General features: G+C 60.4%; 18 protein-coding genes. 7 read left to right on the plus strand and 11 right to left on the minus strand.

What is annotated here, in order from left to right; translation table 11 throughout:
• Positions 1-171: 171 nt before the first annotated feature.
• The 4 genes from NHH88_27010 (at position 172) to NHH88_27025 (ending at position 3,663) form a co-directional block, all read left to right on the plus strand.
• Positions 172-1,605, plus strand: a complete 1,434-nt coding sequence (locus tag NHH88_27010; protein USX13269.1) for an Atrophin-1 multi-domain protein — start codon at positions 172-174, stop codon at positions 1,603-1,605.
• 406 nt (positions 1,606-2,011) lie between these two features.
• Positions 2,012-2,476, plus strand: coding sequence for a lysozyme (locus tag NHH88_27015; GenBank protein USX13270.1), 465 nt, complete (start codon positions 2,012-2,014; stop codon positions 2,474-2,476).
• Positions 2,477-2,509: 33 nt separating this feature from the next.
• Positions 2,510-2,968, plus strand: a complete 459-nt coding sequence (locus NHH88_27020; GenBank protein ID USX13271.1) for a hypothetical protein — start codon at positions 2,510-2,512, stop codon at positions 2,966-2,968.
• A gap of 245 nt (positions 2,969-3,213) precedes the next feature.
• On the plus strand, positions 3,214-3,663 hold the full coding sequence (locus tag NHH88_27025) for a hypothetical protein (protein USX13272.1): 450 nt from the start codon (positions 3,214-3,216) through the stop codon (positions 3,661-3,663).
• A gap of 383 nt (positions 3,664-4,046) precedes the next feature.
• Here the strand turns inward: NHH88_27025 and NHH88_27030 are convergent, their stop codons facing one another.
• The 5 genes from NHH88_27030 to dusA form a co-directional block, all read right to left on the minus strand.
• Positions 4,047-4,445 (minus strand): hypothetical protein, encoded by a 399-nt coding sequence (locus tag NHH88_27030; protein USX13273.1) that lies wholly within the window; start codon positions 4,443-4,445, stop codon positions 4,047-4,049.
• A 145-nt stretch (positions 4,446-4,590) separates the two neighbouring features.
• On the minus strand, positions 4,591-4,938 hold the full coding sequence (locus tag NHH88_27035; GenBank protein USX13274.1) for an energy transducer TonB: 348 nt from the start codon (positions 4,936-4,938) through the stop codon (positions 4,591-4,593).
• 68 nt (positions 4,939-5,006) lie between these two features.
• On the minus strand, positions 5,007-5,342 hold the full coding sequence (locus tag NHH88_27040) for an energy transducer TonB (GenBank protein ID USX13275.1): 336 nt from the start codon (positions 5,340-5,342) through the stop codon (positions 5,007-5,009).
• 93 nt (positions 5,343-5,435) lie between these two features.
• On the minus strand, positions 5,436-7,181 hold the full coding sequence (locus tag NHH88_27045; GenBank protein USX13276.1) for a methyl-accepting chemotaxis protein: 1,746 nt from the start codon (positions 7,179-7,181) through the stop codon (positions 5,436-5,438).
• A gap of 359 nt (positions 7,182-7,540) precedes the next feature.
• Positions 7,541-8,575 (minus strand): tRNA dihydrouridine(20/20a) synthase DusA, encoded by a 1,035-nt coding sequence (dusA, locus tag NHH88_27050; protein ID USX13277.1) that lies wholly within the window; start codon positions 8,573-8,575, stop codon positions 7,541-7,543.
• A 225-nt stretch (positions 8,576-8,800) separates the two neighbouring features.
• On the opposite strand from dusA, the gene NHH88_27055 reads away from it, so the two are divergent.
• Both NHH88_27055 and NHH88_27060 read left to right on the plus strand, forming a co-directional pair.
• Positions 8,801-9,559: a helix-turn-helix domain-containing protein gene (locus NHH88_27055; protein USX13278.1), complete on the plus strand. Its 759-nt coding sequence runs from the start codon at positions 8,801-8,803 to the stop codon at positions 9,557-9,559.
• Positions 9,560-9,577: 18 nt separating this feature from the next.
• Positions 9,578-10,312 carry a hypothetical protein gene (locus NHH88_27060; GenBank protein USX13279.1) on the plus strand — a complete coding sequence of 245 codons (735 nt, stop codon included), beginning with the start codon at positions 9,578-9,580 and terminating at the stop codon, positions 10,310-10,312.
• On the opposite strand, the gene NHH88_27065 is transcribed toward NHH88_27060, so the two are convergent.
• Positions 10,309-10,887, minus strand: coding sequence for an XRE family transcriptional regulator (locus tag NHH88_27065; protein USX13280.1), 579 nt, complete (start codon positions 10,885-10,887; stop codon positions 10,309-10,311). The two genes, NHH88_27060 and NHH88_27065, sit on opposite strands and share 4 nt — an antisense overlap.
• Before the next feature lie 34 nt (positions 10,888-10,921).
• On the opposite strand from NHH88_27065, the gene NHH88_27070 reads away from it, so the two are divergent.
• The gene (locus NHH88_27070; protein USX13281.1) at positions 10,922-11,392 is read left to right on the plus strand and encodes a GNAT family N-acetyltransferase; all 471 of its coding nucleotides are present in this window, start codon (positions 10,922-10,924) and stop codon (positions 11,390-11,392) included.
• 105 nt (positions 11,393-11,497) lie between these two features.
• On the opposite strand, the gene NHH88_27075 is transcribed toward NHH88_27070, so the two are convergent.
• From NHH88_27075 to infB, 5 genes are all read right to left on the minus strand, one after another.
• Positions 11,498-13,738: a DUF3141 domain-containing protein gene (locus tag NHH88_27075; GenBank protein USX13282.1), complete on the minus strand. Its 2,241-nt coding sequence runs from the start codon at positions 13,736-13,738 to the stop codon at positions 11,498-11,500.
• Positions 13,739-13,947: 209 nt separating this feature from the next.
• The gene (gene typA / locus NHH88_27080; GenBank protein USX13283.1) at positions 13,948-15,780 is read right to left on the minus strand and encodes a translational GTPase TypA; all 1,833 of its coding nucleotides are present in this window, start codon (positions 15,778-15,780) and stop codon (positions 13,948-13,950) included.
• A gap of 242 nt (positions 15,781-16,022) precedes the next feature.
• On the minus strand, positions 16,023-16,946 hold the full coding sequence (truB, locus tag NHH88_27085; GenBank protein USX13284.1) for a tRNA pseudouridine(55) synthase TruB: 924 nt from the start codon (positions 16,944-16,946) through the stop codon (positions 16,023-16,025).
• Positions 16,947-17,059: 113 nt separating this feature from the next.
• Positions 17,060-17,473 (minus strand): 30S ribosome-binding factor RbfA, encoded by a 414-nt coding sequence (gene rbfA, locus NHH88_27090; protein USX13285.1) that lies wholly within the window; start codon positions 17,471-17,473, stop codon positions 17,060-17,062.
• 97 nt (positions 17,474-17,570) lie between these two features.
• Entirely contained in the window at positions 17,571-20,444 is a 2,874-nt protein-coding gene (gene infB, locus NHH88_27095; GenBank protein ID USX13286.1) for a translation initiation factor IF-2, read from the minus strand.
• Between the last annotated feature and the right edge of the window lie 18 nt (positions 20,445-20,462).

Below are 20,462 nucleotides of genomic sequence, written 5' to 3' on the forward strand. Positions count from 1 at the left end.
ACCGTTTTCGCGCGTACTCGACACCGCACTGGAAACACCATATGGCAGCAAAAGCCGCCCGAGCGCATCGGCGAAAATCGGTCGTGGCTTGCATGTGATAATTGGATAGATTGTCATACTTTCAATAAGATAGACTTTGGCTCCGTCCAAATATTATCTTGAAAGCCAAAAATGAAGAAATTTCTCATGCTGACAGCGGCTGCGCTGTTCGTGTCGCAGGCATTCGCTCAGGTCACACCTCCGTTCGGCAGTTTCGAAAAGCCGTTCGCCGCTGATTCCTTGTGGAATTCGCGGCCTCTGAACCCAGTATTGGGCACATACCAAATCCCAAAGGTGCTCGACCCAATGGTTTCACAAGGCATATATTCGACCAAAGCCTTCAGGGCGACCGAGTCCGACGGCCCGATGACCATTTATCCGGTCGAAGGCCAATCCGGCATTGAAGACCCGGAGGCGAGGTTCCCGACGGCGACCGTCACGCTTCCCCGCTGGCCAGCCCTGGTCACGCCTGCAGCTTCCGGGGACGGACACGCGGACATCTTCGACGAAGTGTCGGGCAAAATTCACAGCTTTTGGCAACTCAAGTTCGTCAATGGTAAATGGACGGCGAAACAACATGCCTGGTCCTTGATGGGCGGTAAGGGATGGCCAGATCCAAGTCATAGCTATCAAGGAGCCCGTGCGGTCGGAGTGCCAAGCGTCGCAGGGGTAATCAGGCTGCATGAGTTCGATGATGGTGAAGATCATTTCAAGCACGCCTTGGCCATGTCCGTCGAGAAACAGGGTCTTTCCGGCAAGTCCGGTAACCCAACCTATATCTTCCCGGCTACCGCTGCGGATGTAGGTTCAAAGGACTCTCATATAGGGACGCCTGGCGTACCCGAGGGGGCGCTGATGATGCTCCCCCCGGATTATCAGATGCAGATCGATAACCCAAGGTTGCAGAAAGTCGTCAACACCCTCAAACTTTTCGGCGCACGGGTGGTCGATGAAAACGGCGACACGCCATTTTTCATCTATGTCGAGAACGACGTGGACCAGAATAATCCTACCTATCGCCTATCCACTGGCAACTACAGTGAGGTCATCGAAGAATTGCATCGGATTCGTGCCAAGCTCCGACAAGTCGTGGATGCATCTGACTGGATCGACGGCAACGGGCAGTCTACTGACGCCGACAAAGTTGGAAATCCGAACATCCTTTCAATGAGGGGCGATTGGACGAAAATGCCAGGCGGCAATTATGCTCCCGCTGTTCGGTACGACGCTAACTCACCAAGTATTGTTTTACCCGCCCGCTCGTTACCAACCTTTCAACAGTCCGCCACCAGCGGTGTTGCGAGTACCGGCCTCGGCGCTATAACTTGGGCTTATCCCAAGGCCGGCGAGAAATTCCTTTTCACCTCGATAGCTGAAGGAAACGCAAAGATTTCCTTCGACATGTACGTCGGCACGACGCTGAAGGCAAGTATCCCTTTCTTGACCAATGGACAAACCGGCACATTGACTTGGGAACAGGGTGCATGGATGATCATCAAAATTTGGAACCCCGCAAATCAAACGGGCAGCATCCGCGCCACAATGGTCCGGGCACTGGCGCAGTAAAGCGAAAAGCCTTCAGTTAAAGTCTCGCAAGCCCAGTCTCTGACTGGGCTTTTTCGTTCTGCATGCTCCAGCTAAAACGGGGCGCCCATCCGTCCCCTCCCCGCTCGCCGACCCCAACGCGCGGCTTAGCGATCATCCACACTTGGCCTTCCCCTAACGGTACGGCCACTCCCAATACCGACCTCTGCGTAAGTTGCACCTCCGTCTACATCAAGTCCCGAAATCGTCTTGTCGTGCAATGGAAAGATTTCTTCTTTGATCCGTACGCATGCCACGCCTCAACGCCAGCCGTGATACGACTCAAGCCTAGATGCCAGGGAGGGATGTAAATTTGATTTCCAATCCACTTGGAAAGTCTGATATGCCATCCTCCAATTCCACCGCTAAACCCAATGCGCACATGCGCATGAGTCTCGAAGCAAAAGCGAGAATGCGTTCCACTGAAAGGGCGGTCTACAAATACTACAACGACATGGGAAAGAACAAAGGCCATTGCACTTGGGGCGCTGGGATTCTCGCGCACAAGGGCGTCTGCAGCGAGGAAGAGCTCAACAGGAAAGTCAGTGCTTCCTCCGTCGAGATTGAGTTTGAACGCAGAGTATCAGAAGCTGAACGGGCTGTGCAGCGCAATGTCGTGGCAGAGCTGAACCAAGCGCAATTTGATGCCATCGTAAGCTTTACCTACAACGCCGGTATGCGTGGCGCCAGAGATACCTATGCCTACCTGAACCGTAGAGACTTCCCTGGTGCTGCTTCCAACATGTCGACAATCATAAAAGTAAAAGTCGGAAACAGGAAAGTCGTGGCTCCGGGACTAGTTAGACGTCGCATGGAAGAAAGCGAGCCGTTCCGTAGCCCTCAGACGAACTGATCAACTGCGACGAAATAAACCCAGGAGCAACATATGTCCCATCTGAACCTGAGCAATCGCCTCCGCGCCTGTTTGGCTGTACTAATCTTTACCATCTTGCCAGCACAACATCTGCAGGCCTCGGAATGGCATGAAAAATTCGTAATTGGAAGCTGGAAACTAACTGCTGTGCTCGACTCTTCCGAGATCTCAGCATTGGACGACGACGAAGCACAGCAACTAGTTGGTCACGTGCTTACGATTAGCCGGGACAAAGTTCAACTTGATGATCGAGTGTGTGCCTCCCCCGGCTTTGAAGTGACCAAGGCGGAAACTTATAAGTTGTTTCGGGAGGAAGCACACGCCAGTGCGGAAAAGCTGGGCTTGCCCAACCCGGTTACAGCCATTGAAGTTAGCTGCACAGACGTGTTCATCAAGTCCCGAAATCGCTTAGTGGTGCACTGGAAAGGCTTCTTCTTTGACGCCATCCGCATGCCCAGCAAATCCCTCTAAATCACGTAGGGCGGATTAGCGCAGCGTAATCGGCCAAGACATGCGTCGTGACAGCTCATGCAATGGCCGATTACGGCGTGCCGCCTAATCCGCCCTACGAAAAGCGTCCCAGACCTAAGAATATTTTTGCAAGCCATTGCCCGATGGCACTAGATTGACGCTACAATAAGGATGCCTTTCGGCACCAATCAGCGGCCACTTCGCTTCCCGAATTACGTCATCTAAGTCTCACCTACAGCGCAGCCATGTCTGAACCAAAATCCCTCTCAGAAGTCAGTACTTATAGCAAAGATACGCCCGTTGGCCGTCCGGACATTGACGGCCGCGCCGGCGTGTTCATTCCATCGGAGCTGTTCGACCCCGGCAGCAACGCCGCCATCCGCAGCGGTTCGGGCATCGTCGGGTTCGGCAACCCGGACGGCTCGCTGACCGTCTACTTCGAATCCAACCGCTTCGAAGACAGCAGCCTGCACAAATGGGAAAACAAGGCGCGCAAAGCCTACGACCGCATGGTCATGGGCGCACCCACCGTGTCCAAAGCCAAGATCGACGCCAAGATGCTCGATCTGGTCGGCCTGATCGACGGCATGGGCATCCACCTGAAGCAGCCGGATGGCCTGCAGCGCTGGCTCGAAACTTCCAACGCCGCCGACACCGCCCCGGCCGGCCCCGTCGTACTGTGGAAAATTAAATAAGAAGTTGGTAGAAAGATAGAGACGGCGTGTTGTCCTACACGATGTCGGACGATTTGCTGATGTTCTTAATGTAGCCTTAAGACTATTCTGGAGACATCAACAACCCTCACCTAAATCCGGGAGTCTGTCATGGCACGCTATCTCCATTTCGCATACGGCGCTTTACTGCTCAGTCTTGCATGCGCTTCGACTTATGTGTTGGTAGAGGGTAACGCACTGGGCCAGGCATCGGTCTACGTGCTGCGCTAATACCCCGATACGCCGGCGAGCACGCACGACATTAATTCCCGGACGGATGTAAAAATCCCGCCAGGCCCGATGGGGCGTGGCGGGATTTTTTGTGTCCGCAGCTAAGTGAGCGACCGGCAGTCAGCGACCGGCGATCAACGGCGATAGCCGCCACGCCCCCAGCCACCGCGTCCGCGATGCCCGCCCCAATAGCGGCCGAACGAGAAGTCCAGGCCGATGGAGACCGGTGGGTAGTAATACGATGGCGCCGGCTGGTAATACACGGGCGCCGGCGCGTAGTAGACCGGCGGCGCGACGACATAGGTGGTGGTGGTGGCGGGCTGGGCGTAAACCACGCGCGAGCTCGGCGCCGGCAGTTCCTCGGTCGTGTAGACGGTCGTCGGAGCGCTGCCCGGGGCGCGGTTCGACGGCGTCACGGACACGGTGCGCCACTGGTAGGGATCCTGTACCTGGGCGGTGGTGTAATACGGCTGCTGCACTGCGCACCCGGTCAGCGCCACCATTGCGCCGACCACGGCAAAGATAATCTTCATGGCAAATCTCCTTGTTCCAGAATCGTACTATATAAGGAAGTTTAGCGCGTCCGCAGCCAGATTACAGCTTGTTACACGTAATAATGCGGGCGAAAAAAAAGGAGCCGAATGCGGCTCCCTTTGGTATTGCCCTGCGGGACTATGCTTAGTCCAGTTTCCAGGCGTAATCAACCTTGGTCCAGGTTTCGGCCGGCGCGCCGTCCTTGGTGCCCGGCTTGAATTTGCAGGCGCTCAGCGCCTTGATGGCGGCCTTGTCCAGGTTCTTGAAGCCGCTCGTCTTGTCGAGCTTGGAGTCAGCCACCGAGCCGTCCGACTTCACCAGGAACGACATCGATACCGTGCCCTGTTCTTCATTCATCAGCGACGCTTTCGGATATTCCGCTTTGCAGTTTTTGGCATCGAAACTGGCCGGCACTTCGGCGGCGAACGCCGCTGGAACGCTCGACACGAGCACTGCTGCAACCACACTCAACCAACGCTTATTTGTAGACATCTGATTTCCCCTAGTGGATGGATTCGGCAATCGGCCATGCGCCCCGGCATGGCCACTTGAGACAGGTGTTACAGCTTCCAGCTATAGTCGACCTTGGTCCAGGTCTGTGCTACCGCGCCGTCCTTGGTGCCCGGCTTGAACTTGCAACCGCTCAGCGCTTTCAGCGCCGCTTTGTCGAGGTTCTTGAAACCGCTCGACTTTTCCAGCTTCGACTCGACGACGTTGCCGTCGGCGCCGACCAGGAACGCCATCTTGACGTCGCCCTGCTCTTCATTCATCAGCGATGCCTTCGGGTATTCGGCCTTGCAGTTCTTGGCGTCAACCGAGGCCGGCACTTCGGCGGCGATGGTGACGGCGGAAACGGCGGACAGAACGACGGCGGCGATGATCGAAAACTTGTTCATTTGTATTTCCCAACAATTATTTTTAGACACTGATTAGATAGACGCCAAGGCCCGCACACGTGTCGCAATGGGCGACAGCAGGCCGAGGCAAGCTTAGAACTCTTCCCACTCGTCGGCGGCGTTGCTGCTCGGGCCGTTGACGACTTTCTTCGGTTTGGCGATCGCTGCGGCCGGCTTGGACGGCAATTTCTTCACAGGAGCGCGGGCGGCGGTGATCGGCTTGACCACTGCCTTCGGGGCCGGCGTAAATACCGGAGCGGCAACGCGCTCCTCGCCTTCCACCAGCTTGAAGATGCTGACCACCCGGGACAACTCGGAGGCCTGGTCTTGCAAGCTTTGTGCTGCGGCGGCGGATTCTTCCACCAGCGCGGCGTTTTGCTGGGTCATGCTGTCCATCTCGATGATGGACAGGTTGACCTGTTCGATACCAGCGCTTTGTTCCTGGCTGGCGTTGGCGATCTCGCTCATGATGTCGGTGACGCGGCGCACCGAGGCGACCACTTCATCCATGGTGACACCGGCCTGGCCGACCAGCTTGGTGCCGGCGCCGACCTTCTCGACCGAGTCGTCGATCAGCATCTTGATTTCCTTGGCGGCGCCAGCGGAGCGCTGGGCCAGGTTGCGCACTTCCGACGCCACCACGGCGAAGCCGCGGCCCTGTTCGCCGGCACGGGCCGCCTCGACGGCGGCGTTCAGCGCCAGGATGTTGGTCTGGAAGGCGATACCGTCGATCACGCCGATGATGTCGACGATCTTCTTGGCCGACGCGTCGATCGAGCTCATGGTGTTGACCACTTCCGACACGACTTTGCCGCCCTTGATCGCCACGTCCGACGCCACCGACGCCAACTGGTTGGCTTCACGGGCGTTGTCGGCATTCTGTTTCACGGTAGAGGTCAGCTCTTCCATCGCCGAGGCGGTTTTTTCCAACGAGCTGGCCTGCATTTCGGTGCGGGCCGACAGGTCGATATTGCCGGCGGCGATCTCGCGCGAGGCGGTGCCGATGGTCTCGGTGCCCGAACGGACCTGGCCGACGATGTCCACCAAGCTGTTGCGCATTTCCTTCATTTCATACAGCAGGCTGCCCTTGTCGTTGCCGTTGGTGTCGATGGACACGGCCAGGTCGCCGTTGGCGATGCTGCTGGCGATCGAGGCGGTGTAGTCCGGCTCGCCGCCCAGCTGCTTGAGCAGGCCACGGGTGATCAGCAGCGCGGCGACGATCGAGATGGCGACCGCCAGCAGGCCCATGATGATCATGAAGTTGCGGCCACTGGAGAAGCCGTTGGCGGCGTCGATCTGCATCTGTGCGTTCAGTTTGTCTTCCAGCGCATCCAGTTTATCGAGCGCGGCCATCCATTTGATCTGGGCTGGACGGATTTCCTTGATCAGCACGCGGGTCGCGCCTTCGGCATTGCTTGCCAACCACAGTTCGGTCGCCTTGGCGATCGCCGGCATGGCGATGCCTTCCTGTTCCTTGATGGTGGCCAGCAGGGCTTTTTCTTCAGGGGTGGCTTCGATCGCGAACTGCGCGCTCAGCTTGTTCTGTGCTTCGGTGTACTTGCCAGCCAGTTCCTTGACGCGGTTCAACTCCGGTTCCATGTCGGCGGGGTCTGTCATCAAGGTCAGCACGCGCAGCGTTCTGATGCGGTCATTGACATTGTTACGCATGTCCAGCACCAGGCGCGAGACGACGTTGTTGACGCTGATGACGTGGTCCAGGCGCTCTTGGATCTGTGCCATGCGGAAGATGCCGACCGTGGTCACGGCAATCAGGAACAACAGTACCAGGGCAAATCCGAGGCCCAGGCGCGTTCCGACTTTCATTTTTGCTAAATTCATTTCGTCTCTTCGTAAGTGACACTGTTGATAAGAATTTGCCCTGGGACTGCCTCGTTGGTACGAGAACACTATCCGCACACTCATTGCCGTAAATCAATAAAACATGACATTAGCAAACAATGACTGCGAATGCAAAATTTAGCGCTACACAAAGCCTTGGGTGTAGTTTTTGCGCAGCAGCATGCGGTCGGATGGCGTTGGAAATATATGGTATTTGATGAATTATAGATGCAAATTTTTCCTCAAAGCAAGAAAAAAATGCCGCTACTTTACGCATCTTAAATTTCTGCGTGGAAATACCAACAGTTCCACCGCATCAAGGGCCGAATTGTCGGAAATCCGGCCCCGCCTGTAGGGATTTAAGCGGCGGTGCGCAGCCGGGCGGCCGCTTCGAGAAGGAGGTTGGCGTCGCCGGCGGCGAGCTTTTTGGAATCGGACAATACCTGGCGGAAGGCGCGCGCGCCCGGCAATCCGGTCATCAGACCCAGCATGTGGCGGGTGATGCTGTTGAGCTTGAGGCCCTTGGCGCCGTGCTGCGCCAGCTGGGCCTGGATGTAGGGAATCATCACCTCGAGAATTTGCTCGCGTGACTTGCTGGCGCTGTCGTCGCCGTAGTAACGCTGGTCGAACGTGGCCATCACAAACGGGTTGTGGTACGCCTCGCGGCCCAGCATGACGCCGTCCAGATGGCGCAGGTGCTCGTCGATCTCGGCCTCGGTTTTGATGCCGCCGTTGATGATGATTTCGAAGTCAGGAAAGTCGCGTTTGAGGCGGTAGGCGTAGTCGTATTTCAGCGGCGGCACCTCGCGGTTTTCCTTCGGCGACAGGCCCTTGAGGATGGCGTTGCGGGCGTGGACGATGAAGGTTTTGCAACCGGCGTCGGACACGGTGCCGACGAAATCGCGGACGAAGTCGTAGCTTTCGGTCTGGTCGATGCCGATCCGGTGCTTGACGGTGACGTCGATGCTGACGGCGTCGCGCATGGCCTTGACGCAATCGGCCACCAGTTGCGGCTCGGCCATCAGGCAGGCGCCGAAGGCGCCCTTCTGCACGCGCTCGGACGGGCAACCGCAGTTCAGGTTGATCTCGTCGTAGCCCCATTTTTCGCCCAGTTTGGCGCTGGTGGCCAGGTCGGCCGGATCGCTGCCGCCCAATTGCAGCGCGACTGGATGCTCTTCTTCGTTGAAGCGCAGGTGGCGCTCGACGTCGCCATAGACCAGCGCGCCGGTGGTGACCATCTCCGTGTACAGCCAGGTGTGGCGGCTGATATGGCGGTGGAACACGCGGCAGTGGCGGTCGGTCCAGTCCATCATCGGCGCGACCGACAGGCGGCGGCTCGGCTTGACGCCAGGCGCTGCGGCTGTATCGGTGGTCGGCTGGTCGATGATGGTCATGGCGGCTGCTACGGGAAACGGATGAGGGTCGTCATTATACAGCGAAACCTCCGGCGAACACCGACGCTCCCGGCGCCATCGACAGGGGCAATATGTGGCCGAATTCGCAATATTCATCGATATTCCGCTATATTCAGCTTCTTATTCATTGTGGAATCCACAAGAATACGACTCAGACGCTGCGCACCGTGCCGCGTGTCCATCACATAGGAAAAGGTCAGGTCGATGAATTTTGGCGAGAAGCTCAAACGGATCAGAACGGAAAAAAACCTCACCCAACCGCAGTTCGCCGAGGCGATCGGCATCGAACAATCGTATTTGTCCAAGCTTGAGAACGATAAATCGCAGCCCTCCGCCGACATGTTCAGCGCGATACTCAAGGCGCTGGAACTGGACGCGGCGCACTTCCTGGCCGATATCGACAAGAAGGTCTTGCAGACTTCGCTGCGCCACGTTCCCGAAGTCGGCCTTTTCTTGAACGGTGCCACCACGCGCAAAGTCCGCGACGTCAGGAAATACTGGTACGGCGCGGCCGCCGCCGGCGCCCTCGGTTTCGCCCTGATGCTGGCGGCCAACGACGGCATCTTCTTTCCCAACGATCAGTATCGCTACGTGTCCCAGGGCGTGATCCTGGACGGGGAGTCGGAGAACATCTTCGAACAGTTCGACACCATCCTGGCTTTGCAACTGGAGGCCAACACCATCGATGCCGCCGAACGCGCGCGGCGGCTGGCCGAGTTCAAAACGAATCGGGTACGGGTGTCCAACATCGAATTCTGGGGCAATCGCGGCACCGTGTTTTTCGAACCGGAGGGCAACGGCAGACGCAAGTTCGAGCAGGTCAATATCCGCCGCATGCGGTCGGAAGAAAACAAGATTTTGCAGTATCTGGGCGCCGTGCTCGCCGTTTGCGGCGGGCTGACGCTCATCGTCGGATGGCGGATGCGCAAAGCGACCGCCGGCATGGAAAAGCCGGTCAACTAACGAGAAAAGGAGCACCTTGTGTCACACATCAGAACGTTCTTTGCGGGAGCCACGACGATGGCCAGCGCCCTGGCGGCAGTATTCCTGTTGAGCGGCGCCAAGGAGCCGCCCAAACATGAGCATTTCGACGAGATCACCGTCGGCCGCATCAACATCGTCGAGCCGGACGGCACCAAGCGCATCGTGCTTTCCAACCGGGCGCAGTTCCCGGGCGATTTCATGCAGGGCAAGGAAGGCGCGCGGCCCGATCGGCGCGACTTCGCCGGCATGCTCTTCGTGAACGAGGAAGGCACCGAGAACGGCGGCCTGATACAGAAAGGCGCCATCGGACCGGACGGCAAAATCTCGTCGGGCCTGTCGCTGACCTTCGACCGTTTCCGCCAGGACCAGGCACTCCAATTGCTGAATACCGACAGTGCGACGGATCACCAGACTGCCCTGATCATCAACGACGTTCCATATTTCAAAGTGACATCGTTCGAGGACCAGCGCGGCTTCCGCGACGAGGCCGGCAAACTACCGGCCGACGAGCGGCGCGCGTACTGGCAAAAACTATCGGAGCAAGGCCGTATGGGGGCCAACCGCATATGGCTCGGCAAAACGCGCGACAAGGACTCGTCGCTGGAACTCAAGGACGCCAAGGGCCGGGTTCGCATGAAGCTGCTGGTCAGCGCCGATGGCGTGGCCGCGATTCAAATGCTCGATGAAACCGGCAAAGTACTCAAGACCATCTCCGCCGCGTCGAAAGACTAGGCCGCCGCAGTGAAGGGCAAGGTCACCAGGCCGACCAGATAGCGCGCCGGCCGGGTGCCTGGATTGGCGTAAATGATTTGCTGATCTTCGCGCATCGCCACGCAATCGCCGGCTTCCAGACGCCATTGCTGGTCGCCGCACGAGATATCCATGACGCCCTCGAGCATCCACATCTGATGGTGGATATCGGACGCCCGCGCCATGCGCTCATAGACGACGCGCTGGCCGGGCGGGAACATCACCTCGACCAGTTGCAACGGCGAACGCGCCGCCGGCGACAAGTGCCGCCGCACGTAGCCGGAGGCCGGATCGGTCCACACCTGCTGCTCGGCGGCGCGGCGCAGCGGCGATGGCGCGGACGTGCTGTCGTCGGCCTCGAACAGCGAGGCCAATGTCACGCCGAGGGCGCCGGCCAGCTTGTCGAGCACGGTGGCGGTGGCGCTGCTCTCTCCCCGCTCGATCAGGGAAATGTTGGAGCGGCTCACGCCGCTCAGTTCGGCCAGGGCCGTCAACGACAGCTGGCGCGCTTCGCGCAGAGCCAACACGCGGCCCGCAATTAGTTTGTTTATATCCATGTTATCCATTATACTGGATTTACCGTCCAACAAAATGACCGATCATCCCATGCATATTGCCTTTGAAACCCCGAACCAGCCCGAAGTCATCTCCCTGATCGCCGATCTCGATGCGTATCAACTTTCGCTGTACCCGCCGGAGCTGGTCTACGCGCTGGATTTGCCGTCGTTGATGGAGCCGCACGTGAAGTTTGCCGTGGCGCGCGAGGGCGACGCCGCCGGCAAGATCGTCGGTTGCTGCGCGATCGTGCTGTCGCCGGAATATGGTGAGATCAAGCGATTGTATGTGGACCCCGCCGTGCGCGGCAAGGGAACCGGGCGAGGCCTGCTGAGCTTGCTGGAAAAGGCCGCAGTGGAAGCCGGTTGCGCGCAGATGGTGCTGGAGACCGGGCCGTCGCAGCCGGAGGCGATGGGGCTGTACGAGCGGCACGGTTTCCGGCGCTGCGGTGCGTTCGGCGATTATCTGGACGATCCGATGAGTGTGTTCATGCGCAAAATCCTATAGCGCGCGGCGCATGCGTTCAACCCGCAATGCGGCGCACAGGGGTCGTACCCGCAGGGTACGACCCCTCTTGGCCTCTCGGGTTGCGCGTCTCAATCACTCCTCCCCTCACGCTTCCTTTTTCTTCTTGCGCACCACGGCCAACTTCGGCGCCTGCGGACCGAACATCTCCGCCACGCGCTCCAGCCGCACGGCGCCGTCGCCGACCAGGGTACCGGTCGCGCCGGCCACCTGGCGCACGATGCCCAAGGCCGCCGCGCGCGCTTCCGGCTCGTCCGGCAGCAACAGCGGCAGGTCGCGCATCGCCGCCTCCTCGTCGACCTGCAACATCAGATACTGGTCGCGCACGATGGTCTTGAACTGCGTCACGCTCAACTCCTCGTCGTCCGAGGTGCGCAAGCGCAGCTGGCGTATCGTCGCGAACGCGCGTTCGTCGGCGGCGCTCATCTCCGGACTGCGATAGATGTACAGCAAGCCGCGGATGATCGCCTCCGTCGCCCCACCCTCGGCCGTCTTGGTCGCGGCCGCCGCGCGGAACGCGTTCAGCGCCGCCTCGTGCGCCAGGTCCCGGCCGATGCGTCGCGGCGCGCCCGCCTCGGAGCGCAAGCCCACCAGCGCCTGCAACACCGGCGAGCCGTACACATTCAGGAAGAACTTCTCCGTCGCCTCGTCGCGGGCGTCCCGATAAGCATCCAGGGTGGCGACGATCTGCTTCGACATGTGCTCCTGCATCTGCAGGAAGATGTTGTCCTTGTCCACCGGGCGGCGCTGCGCCCTGACCTTCTCGGCCAACGCCGGGATGCCGTCGAGCAGCTTGTTTTTGCTGGAGAACGCCGTGTAGCGCAAGCGCAGCGGATGCGATTCGCGCAGCCGTTCGGCGCTCTCTTCCGTCACCATGCTCTTGACGATGGGGCTGACGAACTGGCGGTACAGGCCCTGGTTGATTTCCGACACCCGCGCGACGGTCGCGAAACGGCGCTCGTCCTCGGCGTCGTTGCCGCCCAGCGCGCGCAGCGCGTCCAGGCCGCGCCGTTCGAAACGCATGACGAAGTCGCCGCCCATCATGTCGCCGGCGGCGATCTCGGCTTGCAGCATCTCTTCGTCCTTGTCGAGGAACACCGCTTCGTACAGGCCCGGCGGCATGATGTCGATCATGTCCATCGCGGCCGTGAATTCCTCGTGCTCCTTGTTGGCCACCGAGGCGGAAACGAAGATGCCCAGGTGACCTATGCTCTGGTGCATCGTGTAAATGATGGTCTGGCCGCCGGCGACCAGCGCGGCGTCGTCCTCGTACAGGTCCAGCACCCAGCCCAGCGCCTGCTGCGGCGGCGTGATGTCGTCGCCCCACGAGCAAAACACCACGATCGGCGACTTGATGTTGCGCAGGTCGATGCGGTGGCCTTCGCTGTCGAGCAGCGCGGCCGCGCTCAGCTGGTTGCCGACGAACAGCGAGTCCGCGATGTATTGCATTTCACCGGCGTTGAGCAGCACAGGATTGCCCCACCAGCGCTCGAACTCCAGGAAGCGCGCCGCCTCGGTGTCGATCTTCGAATAAACGTTGTAGTTCTTGCTCCACATCGTGTTCGACGGGTTCATTTTCTCAAAATTCTCGACCAGCTGCGCGCCGTCGAAAATGCCGTTGCCGAGATCGCCCGCCAGGGTGGTCGCCCACGTGCCGCCGAGCGCGCCGCCCAGGTAGCGCATCGGGTTCTTGCCGCGCACGCCAGCCCAGTACGACAGCGGCGCCCCGGCCAGCACCAGCGGACCGACCAGGTCCGGCTGCAGCGCGGCCGTCATCATGATTTGCCAGCCGGCCTGGCAGTTGCCGATCAGCGCCGGTTTACCGTCGGCCTGCGGATGCAGTTGGGCCACATGGGCGATGAATTTCGCCTCCGCCCGGCACACGTCCTCGATGGTCTGGCCCGGCTCAGGATGGGGAAGGAAGCCGACGAAATAACAGGGATGGCCGGCCTTGAGCACGACGCCGATCTCGCTGTCCTGTTTCATGCCGGCGATGCCGGGACCGTGGCCGGCGCGCGGATCGAACACGATGAACGGGCGCTTGGTGGGATCGGGGGCGACGCCGTCCGGCGGCGCGATATAGCATAGGCCGTAGTTGACGGGACGCTCGAGATCGCGGCCGTCCATGATGACTTCGAAGGCGAAACTGAGCACGTGCGGAGCGGTCTCTTCGGTACGAAGATTGCGCTCGTCGCCGCGCTGGCGCAGCACGTCCATGAACAGCACGCTGCGCTGGCAGGCGTCGACCCAATAGTCGGTCGCCTGCTGCGCGAGGGCGAAGGGATTGGTCGGCCAACCTGACCACGGATTCAACTTTTCGTCACTCACCTTGAGACTCCTCAATACGGTTTTATGCTGCCATGCGTCAAATTACTCCTGCACTGGCAAAAAGGCAATTGAATCCGTTGCCGCGAAAAAAAACCCCGGGGCTCCGTGGAGGCCGGGGTTTTCTTGTCAAACCCGGCCACCGTCAGAGGGGTCGGACCCCAAGGGGTCCGACCCCGGTGGTACGCGGGGTGCGGGTTTAGCGCAGACGATCAGGATTCGCGCGATGCTTTTTTACGCTCGTGCTCTTTCAGGAAGCGCTTGCGCAGACGGATCGATTTCGGGGTGATCTCCACCAGTTCGTCGTCGTCGATGAATTCAACGGCGTATTCCAGCGACATCTGAACCGGCGGCACCAGGCGCACCGCTTCGTCGGTACCCGACGAACGCACGTTGGTCAGCTGCTTGCCCTTGATTGGGTTGACGACCAGATCGTTATCGCGCGAGTGGATACCGATGATCATGCCTTCGTACACCGGGTCGTTGTGGACCACGAACATACGGCCGCGATCCTGCAGTTTCCAGATCGCGTAGGCCACGGCGGCGCCGTCGTCCTGCGAAATCAGCACGCCGTTGCGACGGCCGCCCAGTTCGCCCTTGGTGTTGTCGACCGGAGCGTACGCGTCGAACACGTGGCTCATCAAGCCGGTACCACGGGTCAGGGTCATGAACTCGCCCTGGAAGCCGATCAGGCCACGCGCTGGAATACGGTATTCCAGACGCACACGGCCTTTGCCGTCCGATTCCATGTTTTGCAGGTCGCCACGACGACGGCCCAGTTCTTCCATGACGCCGCCCTGGTTGGCTTCTTCAACGTCGACCGACAGTTGCTCGAACGGCTCGTGGCGCACGCCATCGACCATTTTGAACACAACGCGTGGACGCGACACAGCCATCTCGAAACCTTCGCGACGCATGTTTTCGATCAGGATGGTCAGGTGCAGCTCGCCGCGGCCCGAAACTTCGAAGATCGTGTCGTCGTCGGTTGGTGCAACGCGCAGTGCGACGTTGGCTTTCAGTTCTTTGTCCAGACGATCGCGCAGCTGGCGCGAGGTCACGAACTTGCCTTCGCGGCCGGCCAGTGGCGAGTTGTTGACCATGAAGTTCATCGTCAGCGTAGGCTCGTCGACGGTCAGCATCGGCAGCGGGTCAGGGGTATCGACCGCGCACAGCGTCGAACCGATGCCGATTTCATCGATACCGTTGATCAGGCAGATGTCGCCGGCGACGGCTTCGTCGACCAGTACGCGCTCCAGGCCCTTGAAGTTCAGCACCTGGTTGATGCGGCCCTTGATCGGGGTGGCGCCTGGGCCATTGATGACCAGAACGTCCTGGCCGACCTTGACGGTGCCACGGTTGACGCGGCCAATGCCGATCTTGCCGACGTAGGACGAGTAGTCCAGCGACGTGATTTGCATCTGCAGCGGGCCTTCCGGATTGTCGTCGCGCACTGGAACGTGTTCCAGGATGGCGTCGAACAATGGCTTCATGTCGCCCGAGCGGACATCTTCGGTCAGGCCGGCGTAGCCGTTCAGGCCCGAAGCGTAAACGATAGGGAAGTCCAGCTGCTCATCGTTCGCGCCCAGTTTGTCGAACAGTTCGAAGGTCTGGTTGATCGCCCACTCAGGACGTGCGCCCGGACGGTCGACCTTGTTGACGACGACGATAGGCTTCAGGCCCAGCGCCAGTGCCTTGCGGGTCACGAAGCGGGTCTGTGGCATTGGGCCTTCCTGCGCATCGATCAGCAGCAGAACGGAGTCGACCATCGACAGCACACGTTCCACTTCGCCGCCGAAGTCGGCGTGGCCTGGGGTGTCGACGATGTTGATGTGGGTGCCTTCGTACTCAACCGCGCAGTTCTTCGACAGAATCGTAATGCCGCGTTCCTTTTCGAGGTCGTTCGAGTCCATGATGCGAGTATCGACCGCTTGGTTTTCACGGAAGGTGCCGGACTGGCGCAGCAGCTGATCCACGAGGGTGGTTTTGCCGTGGTCAACGTGGGCGATAATGGCGATGTTGCGAATTGCGCGTTTTGTAGTAGACATGGTCGTTATATTTGCTGAAAAACTGCGGGTGCGTACAAACTGTACGGGGGGTATTCCGGGATGTTCGTGGGCTACAACTGCTTAGCCAATTTCTGGAACCGCGTAGTATAGCATGGTGCGTTGCAACTCCTTAAAAAAATCGAGTATTTTCAAAGAGTTGCTGGTTTACGTGCTGGCGGCGCCTCTTCAACCCGCAAACCGCTGCGGCCGGGGTCGGACCCAACGGGTCCGACCCCTTCGGTTCAGGGTTGAACGAAGGCGATCAGGCGTTCCGGGGCGAGGATGCTGTATTCGCCCAGCAGGGCGGTGCCGAGCAGCTTGTCGTCGAGGTAGACGCGCACCCTGCCCTGCTCCGCCGGCACCGATATCGGCTCCTTGCCCAACGCCAGGCGCTGGCCGTTAAGGAAGCGTTTGGCGAGCTCGGCGTTCAGCTGCACGGCCGGGAAACTGGCCAGCAAGGCGTCCACCGGGGCCAGCAGACTCAACGGCTCGGCGTGCGCTGTCAGCGCTTCCAGCGTGATCATATTGTCCATCGTCAGCGGGCCCACCTGCGTGCGGCGCAGCGCGTTCAAATGCGCGCCGCAGCCGAGCGCTTCGCCGATGTCCTGGCCCAGCACGCGGATGTACGTGCCCTTGCTGCACGTGACCGACAACTTCAGGAACGGCGCTTCGTACGACACCAGCTCCAGCTTGTGGATGATGACGTTGCGCGCCTCACGCTCCAGGGTGATGCCGGCGCGCGCGTATTCGTACAGCGGCTTGCCGTCGCGCTTCAGCGCCGAATACATCGGCGGCACTTGCGCGATCGGGCCACGGAACTTGTCCAGCACCGCGTGGATCTGCTCCAACGTGACGTTGACGTCGCGCGTGTCGATGACTTCGCCCTCGGTGTCGCCGGTGTCGGTGGTCTGGCCTAGGTGCACCGTGGTCTCGTAGGTCTTGTCCGCTTCCAGCAAGTCCTGCGAAAACTTGGTCGCCTCGCCAAAGCACAGCGGCAACAGGCCGGTGGCGAACGGGTCGAGCGTGCCGGTGTGGCCGGCCTTCTTGGCGTTGAGCACGCGCTTGGCTTTGATCAGTGCATCGTTGCTCGAGAGGCCGACCGGCTTGTCGAGCAGCAGCACGCCGTCGACCAGGTCGCGGACTTTTTTAGTGTGGTGTTGTTTCATGGGACTGTGATTGAGCGGCGCCGTCAACCCGGAAGTTCGGGGTCGTACCCGACGGGTACGACCCCGGCTCGCCGCCGTGCGGGTTGAACGGTTGCCGCAGGCGACGCGTGGGATTACTCGGCGGCCTTGTCGTCCGGCTTGGCCTGGTCGTCGTCCAGCGAACGCGTGGCGTTGGCCTGGTCGATCAGCAGCGACAATTCCATGCCGCGCGAGGTCGACGTATCGTGCACGAAGTGCAGCGCCGGCAAGGTGTGGATGTGCAAACGCTTGCCCAGCTGGCCGCGCATGTAGCCGGCGGCGGCCGACAGGCCTTCGACGGTCTGCTTGACCTGCTCCGGGCTGTCCTTGAGCATCGTGAAGAAGATCTTCGCGTGCGCGTAGTCCGGCGTGACCTGCACTTCGGTGATGGTGATCATGCCGACCCGTGGGTCTTTCAACTCGTAGGCGATGATTTCGGACAGATCGCGCTGGATCTGGTCCGCGACGCGCTGACCGCGCTGCGGGATGGTTTTACTGTGTTTTGCCATGATTCGGTACTGCTTTCCATAAACGGCAAGTGGACGGGAGCTGTTGCTTCCGTCCACTCTACCTAGTACTACTGTCTATTACTACTGTCCGTAACGATTACAGCGTACGGGCGATTTCCTGAACTTCGAACACTTCCAGGGTGTCGCCAACCTGGATGTCGTTGTAGTTCTTCAGCGACAGGCCGCACTCCAGACCGGCGCGGACTTCTTTCGCGTCGTCCTTGAAGCGTTTGAGCGAGTCGATCTCGCCGGTCCACACCACGATGTTGTTGCGCAGCAGGCGTACCGAGGAAGCGCGCTTGACCACGCCATCGGTGACCAGGCAACCGGCAACCGCGCCGACTTTCGAGACCAGGATGACCTGGCGAATCTCGACCTGGCCGATAACGGTTTCGCGCTTCTCTGGCGCCAACATGCCCGACAACGCCGCTTTGATCTCGTCGATCGCATCGTAAATGATGTTGTAGTAGCGAATGTCCACGCCGTTCGACTCGGCCAGCTTGCGCGCCTGTGCATCGGCACGGGCGTTGAAGCCGATGATGACCGCTTTCGAGGCCACCGCCAGGTTGACGTCCGACTCGGTGATGCCACCGACTGCGGCGTGCACGACTTGTACGCGCACTTCCGAGGTCGACAACTTCTGCAACGAGCTGACCAGTGCTTCCTGCGAACCCTGCACGTCGGTCTTGATGATCATCGGCAGGTTTTTGACTTCGCCTTCGGCCATCTGGTCGAACATGTTTTCCAGCTTCGCGGCTTGCTGCTTGGCCAGTTTCACGTCGCGGAACTTACCTTGACGGAACAGACCGATCTCACGGGCTTTACGCTCGTCAGCCATGACCATGACTTCTTCACCGGCTTGCGGCACTTCCGTCAGACCCTGGATTTCGACCGGGATCGAAGGACCTGCTTCGTTGATCGGCTTGCCGTTCTCGTCCAGCATCGCGCGAACGCGGCCATACGAGGAGCCCGCCAGAATCACGTCGCCGCGCTTCAGGGTACCGGACTGCACCAGGATCGTCGCGACCGGGCCCTTGCCCTTGTCCAGACGGCCTTCGACCACCAGGCCACGCGCTGGCGCGTCGACCGGGGCTTTCAGTTCCAGAACCTCGGCCTGCAACAGAACCTGTTCCAGCAGCGCATCGATACCGGCGCCGGTTTTTGCCGAGACCGGCACGAATGGCGATTCGCCACCGTATTCTTCCGGCACGACTTGTTCGGCGACCAGTTCCTGCGTCACACGGTCGACGTTGCCGCCCGGTTTGTCGATCTTGTTGATCGCCACAACCAGAGGCACGCCGGCCGCTTTCGCGTGGGCGATCGCTTCCTTCGTTTGCGGCATCACGCCGTCGTCGGCCGCCACCACCAGAATCACGATGTCGGTCGCTTTCGCGCCACGGGCACGCATCGCCGTAAAGGCTTCGTGACCCGGGGTATCCAGGAAGGTGATCATGCCGCGCGGGGTGTCCACGTGGTATGCGCCGATGTGCTGGGTAATGCCGCCGGCTTCGCCCGACGCCACTTTGGCGCGGCGGATGTAATCCAGCAGCGAGGTCTTACCGTGGTCGACGTGACCCATGACGGTCACCACCGGTGCGCGCGAGACGGATTCGAAGTGAGCGTGCTCACCCTGGTCTGCCAGCAGCGCTTCCGGATCGTCCTGCTCGGCGGCGAAGGCTTTATGGCCCATCTCCTCGACCAGAATCATCGCGGTTTCCTGATCCAGCACCTGGTTGATGGTGCACATCTGGCCCAGCTTCATCAGCTGCTTGATGACCTCGGATGCCTTGACGGACATCTTGTGCGCCAGTTCGGCCACGGTGATGGTTTCAGGGACGTACACGTCCTTGATGACCGCCTCGGTTGGCGCCTGGAAGTTGGTTTCGCGGTCGTCCGAGTGCGAGCCACGACGGCCGCCACTCTTGCCACCACTACGCCAGCCGTCACGGCCGCCGGTGCCGGTGTTGCCACGGCCCTTGTTGGCGGTGTTGCCCGGCGCGCCACGTTTCTTGGCGTCGTCCGACCAGGTCGACGAGACATTGGCCGACTTGATCGACTTCTTGTCGGCGGTAACCGGCTTCTTGTCGCCCGGCTTGTCGCCAGGCTTGGCGACGGCGCCGGTCGCAGGCTTGTGCAGGGTGCCTTCGGCAACCTTGGCCTTGACTGGAACAGGTGCTGGCTCAGGGGCCTTGATGGCGCGGCGCGGCGCGTTCATCATGGCCTTGATCTGGGCGACCTCGTCCGCCACGGCCTTGCGGGCGCGGTCGGTGGCTTCGGCTTTCTCAGCGGCTTCCTTCGCGGCGGCGGCGGCCTTCTTCTTGGCCTCTTCCGCTGCGGCTTTTTTCTTCTCTTCGGCGGCGGCATCGCTGGCGCTCGGCGCAGGTGCTGCGGCGCCGGCGTTGGTCGCGGCGGCCGCTGCCTTGGCGGCGGCTTTCTTCGCCTCGGCGTCGGCTTCCTTCTTCGCTTCGGCTTCGGCGGCGGCCGTGGCTTTGGCCTGGGCTTCCTTCTCGGCGTCCAGCTTGGCCAGGCGGTCTTGCTTCTCGCGCAGCTCGGCTTCCTGGCGCGCGATCAGTTCGGCCTGTTTGCGGGCGTCTTCTTCACGGCGGGCCACCTCGGCAGCGTCCACCACCGGCGCCACAGGGGCGGGGGCGGGAGCGGCGACCGGCTCGTCGCGCTGGACGAAGGTGCGAACCTTCTTCACAGCGACCTGAATCGTGCGGGCCTTGCCATTGGCGTCGGCCTGCTTGATTTCAGTGGTTTCTTTGCGCGTCAGCGTGATCTTCTTCTTTTCGGTATCAGCCGATGCGCCGTGGGTACGACGCAAGTGATCAAGCAGCTTATCCTTATCATCTTTCGACAATGGATCTGACGTCGAACTTTTTTCGACGCCGGCAGAACGCAGCTGCGTCAGCAGCAAATCTGCAGGCATCTTCAGTTCGGTGGCAAATTGGGCTACGTTGTTACTCGCCATTCAGTCCTCTTTTCTATG

The organism is Oxalobacteraceae bacterium OTU3CAMAD1 (genome assembly GCA_024123915.1).
Lineage (GTDB): Bacteria > Pseudomonadota > Gammaproteobacteria > Burkholderiales > Burkholderiaceae_D > Rugamonas.

Excerpts from the sequence above, each read along its gene's own strand:
- infB (USX13286.1), bottom strand. The coding sequence starts at position 20,444 with ATGGCGAGTAACAACGTAGCCCAATTTGCCACCGAACTGAAGATGCCT.
- NHH88_27020 (USX13271.1), top strand. The coding sequence starts at position 2,510 with ATGTCCCATCTGAACCTGAGCAATCGCCTCCGCGCCTGTTTGGCTGTA.
- NHH88_27030 (USX13273.1), bottom strand. The coding sequence starts at position 4,445 with ATGAAGATTATCTTTGCCGTGGTCGGCGCAATGGTGGCGCTGACCGGG.
- NHH88_27055 (USX13278.1), top strand. The coding sequence starts at position 8,801 with ATGAATTTTGGCGAGAAGCTCAAACGGATCAGAACGGAAAAAAACCTC.
- rbfA (USX13285.1), bottom strand. The coding sequence starts at position 17,473 with ATGGCAAAACACAGTAAAACCATCCCGCAGCGCGGTCAGCGCGTCGCG.
- NHH88_27045 (USX13276.1), bottom strand. The coding sequence starts at position 7,181 with ATGAATTTAGCAAAAATGAAAGTCGGAACGCGCCTGGGCCTCGGATTT.
- NHH88_27070 (USX13281.1), top strand. The coding sequence starts at position 10,922 with ATGACCGATCATCCCATGCATATTGCCTTTGAAACCCCGAACCAGCCC.
- dusA (USX13277.1), bottom strand. The coding sequence starts at position 8,575 with ATGACCATCATCGACCAGCCGACCACCGATACAGCCGCAGCGCCTGGC.
- truB (USX13284.1), bottom strand. The coding sequence starts at position 16,946 with ATGAAACAACACCACACTAAAAAAGTCCGCGACCTGGTCGACGGCGTG.
- typA (USX13283.1), bottom strand. The coding sequence starts at position 15,780 with ATGTCTACTACAAAACGCGCAATTCGCAACATCGCCATTATCGCCCAC.
- NHH88_27025 (USX13272.1), top strand. The coding sequence starts at position 3,214 with ATGTCTGAACCAAAATCCCTCTCAGAAGTCAGTACTTATAGCAAAGAT.
- NHH88_27040 (USX13275.1), bottom strand. The coding sequence starts at position 5,342 with ATGAACAAGTTTTCGATCATCGCCGCCGTCGTTCTGTCCGCCGTTTCC.
- NHH88_27015 (USX13270.1), top strand. The coding sequence starts at position 2,012 with ATGAGTCTCGAAGCAAAAGCGAGAATGCGTTCCACTGAAAGGGCGGTC.
- NHH88_27010 (USX13269.1), top strand. The coding sequence starts at position 172 with ATGAAGAAATTTCTCATGCTGACAGCGGCTGCGCTGTTCGTGTCGCAG.
- NHH88_27065 (USX13280.1), bottom strand. The coding sequence starts at position 10,887 with ATGGATATAAACAAACTAATTGCGGGCCGCGTGTTGGCTCTGCGCGAA.
- NHH88_27035 (USX13274.1), bottom strand. The coding sequence starts at position 4,938 with ATGTCTACAAATAAGCGTTGGTTGAGTGTGGTTGCAGCAGTGCTCGTG.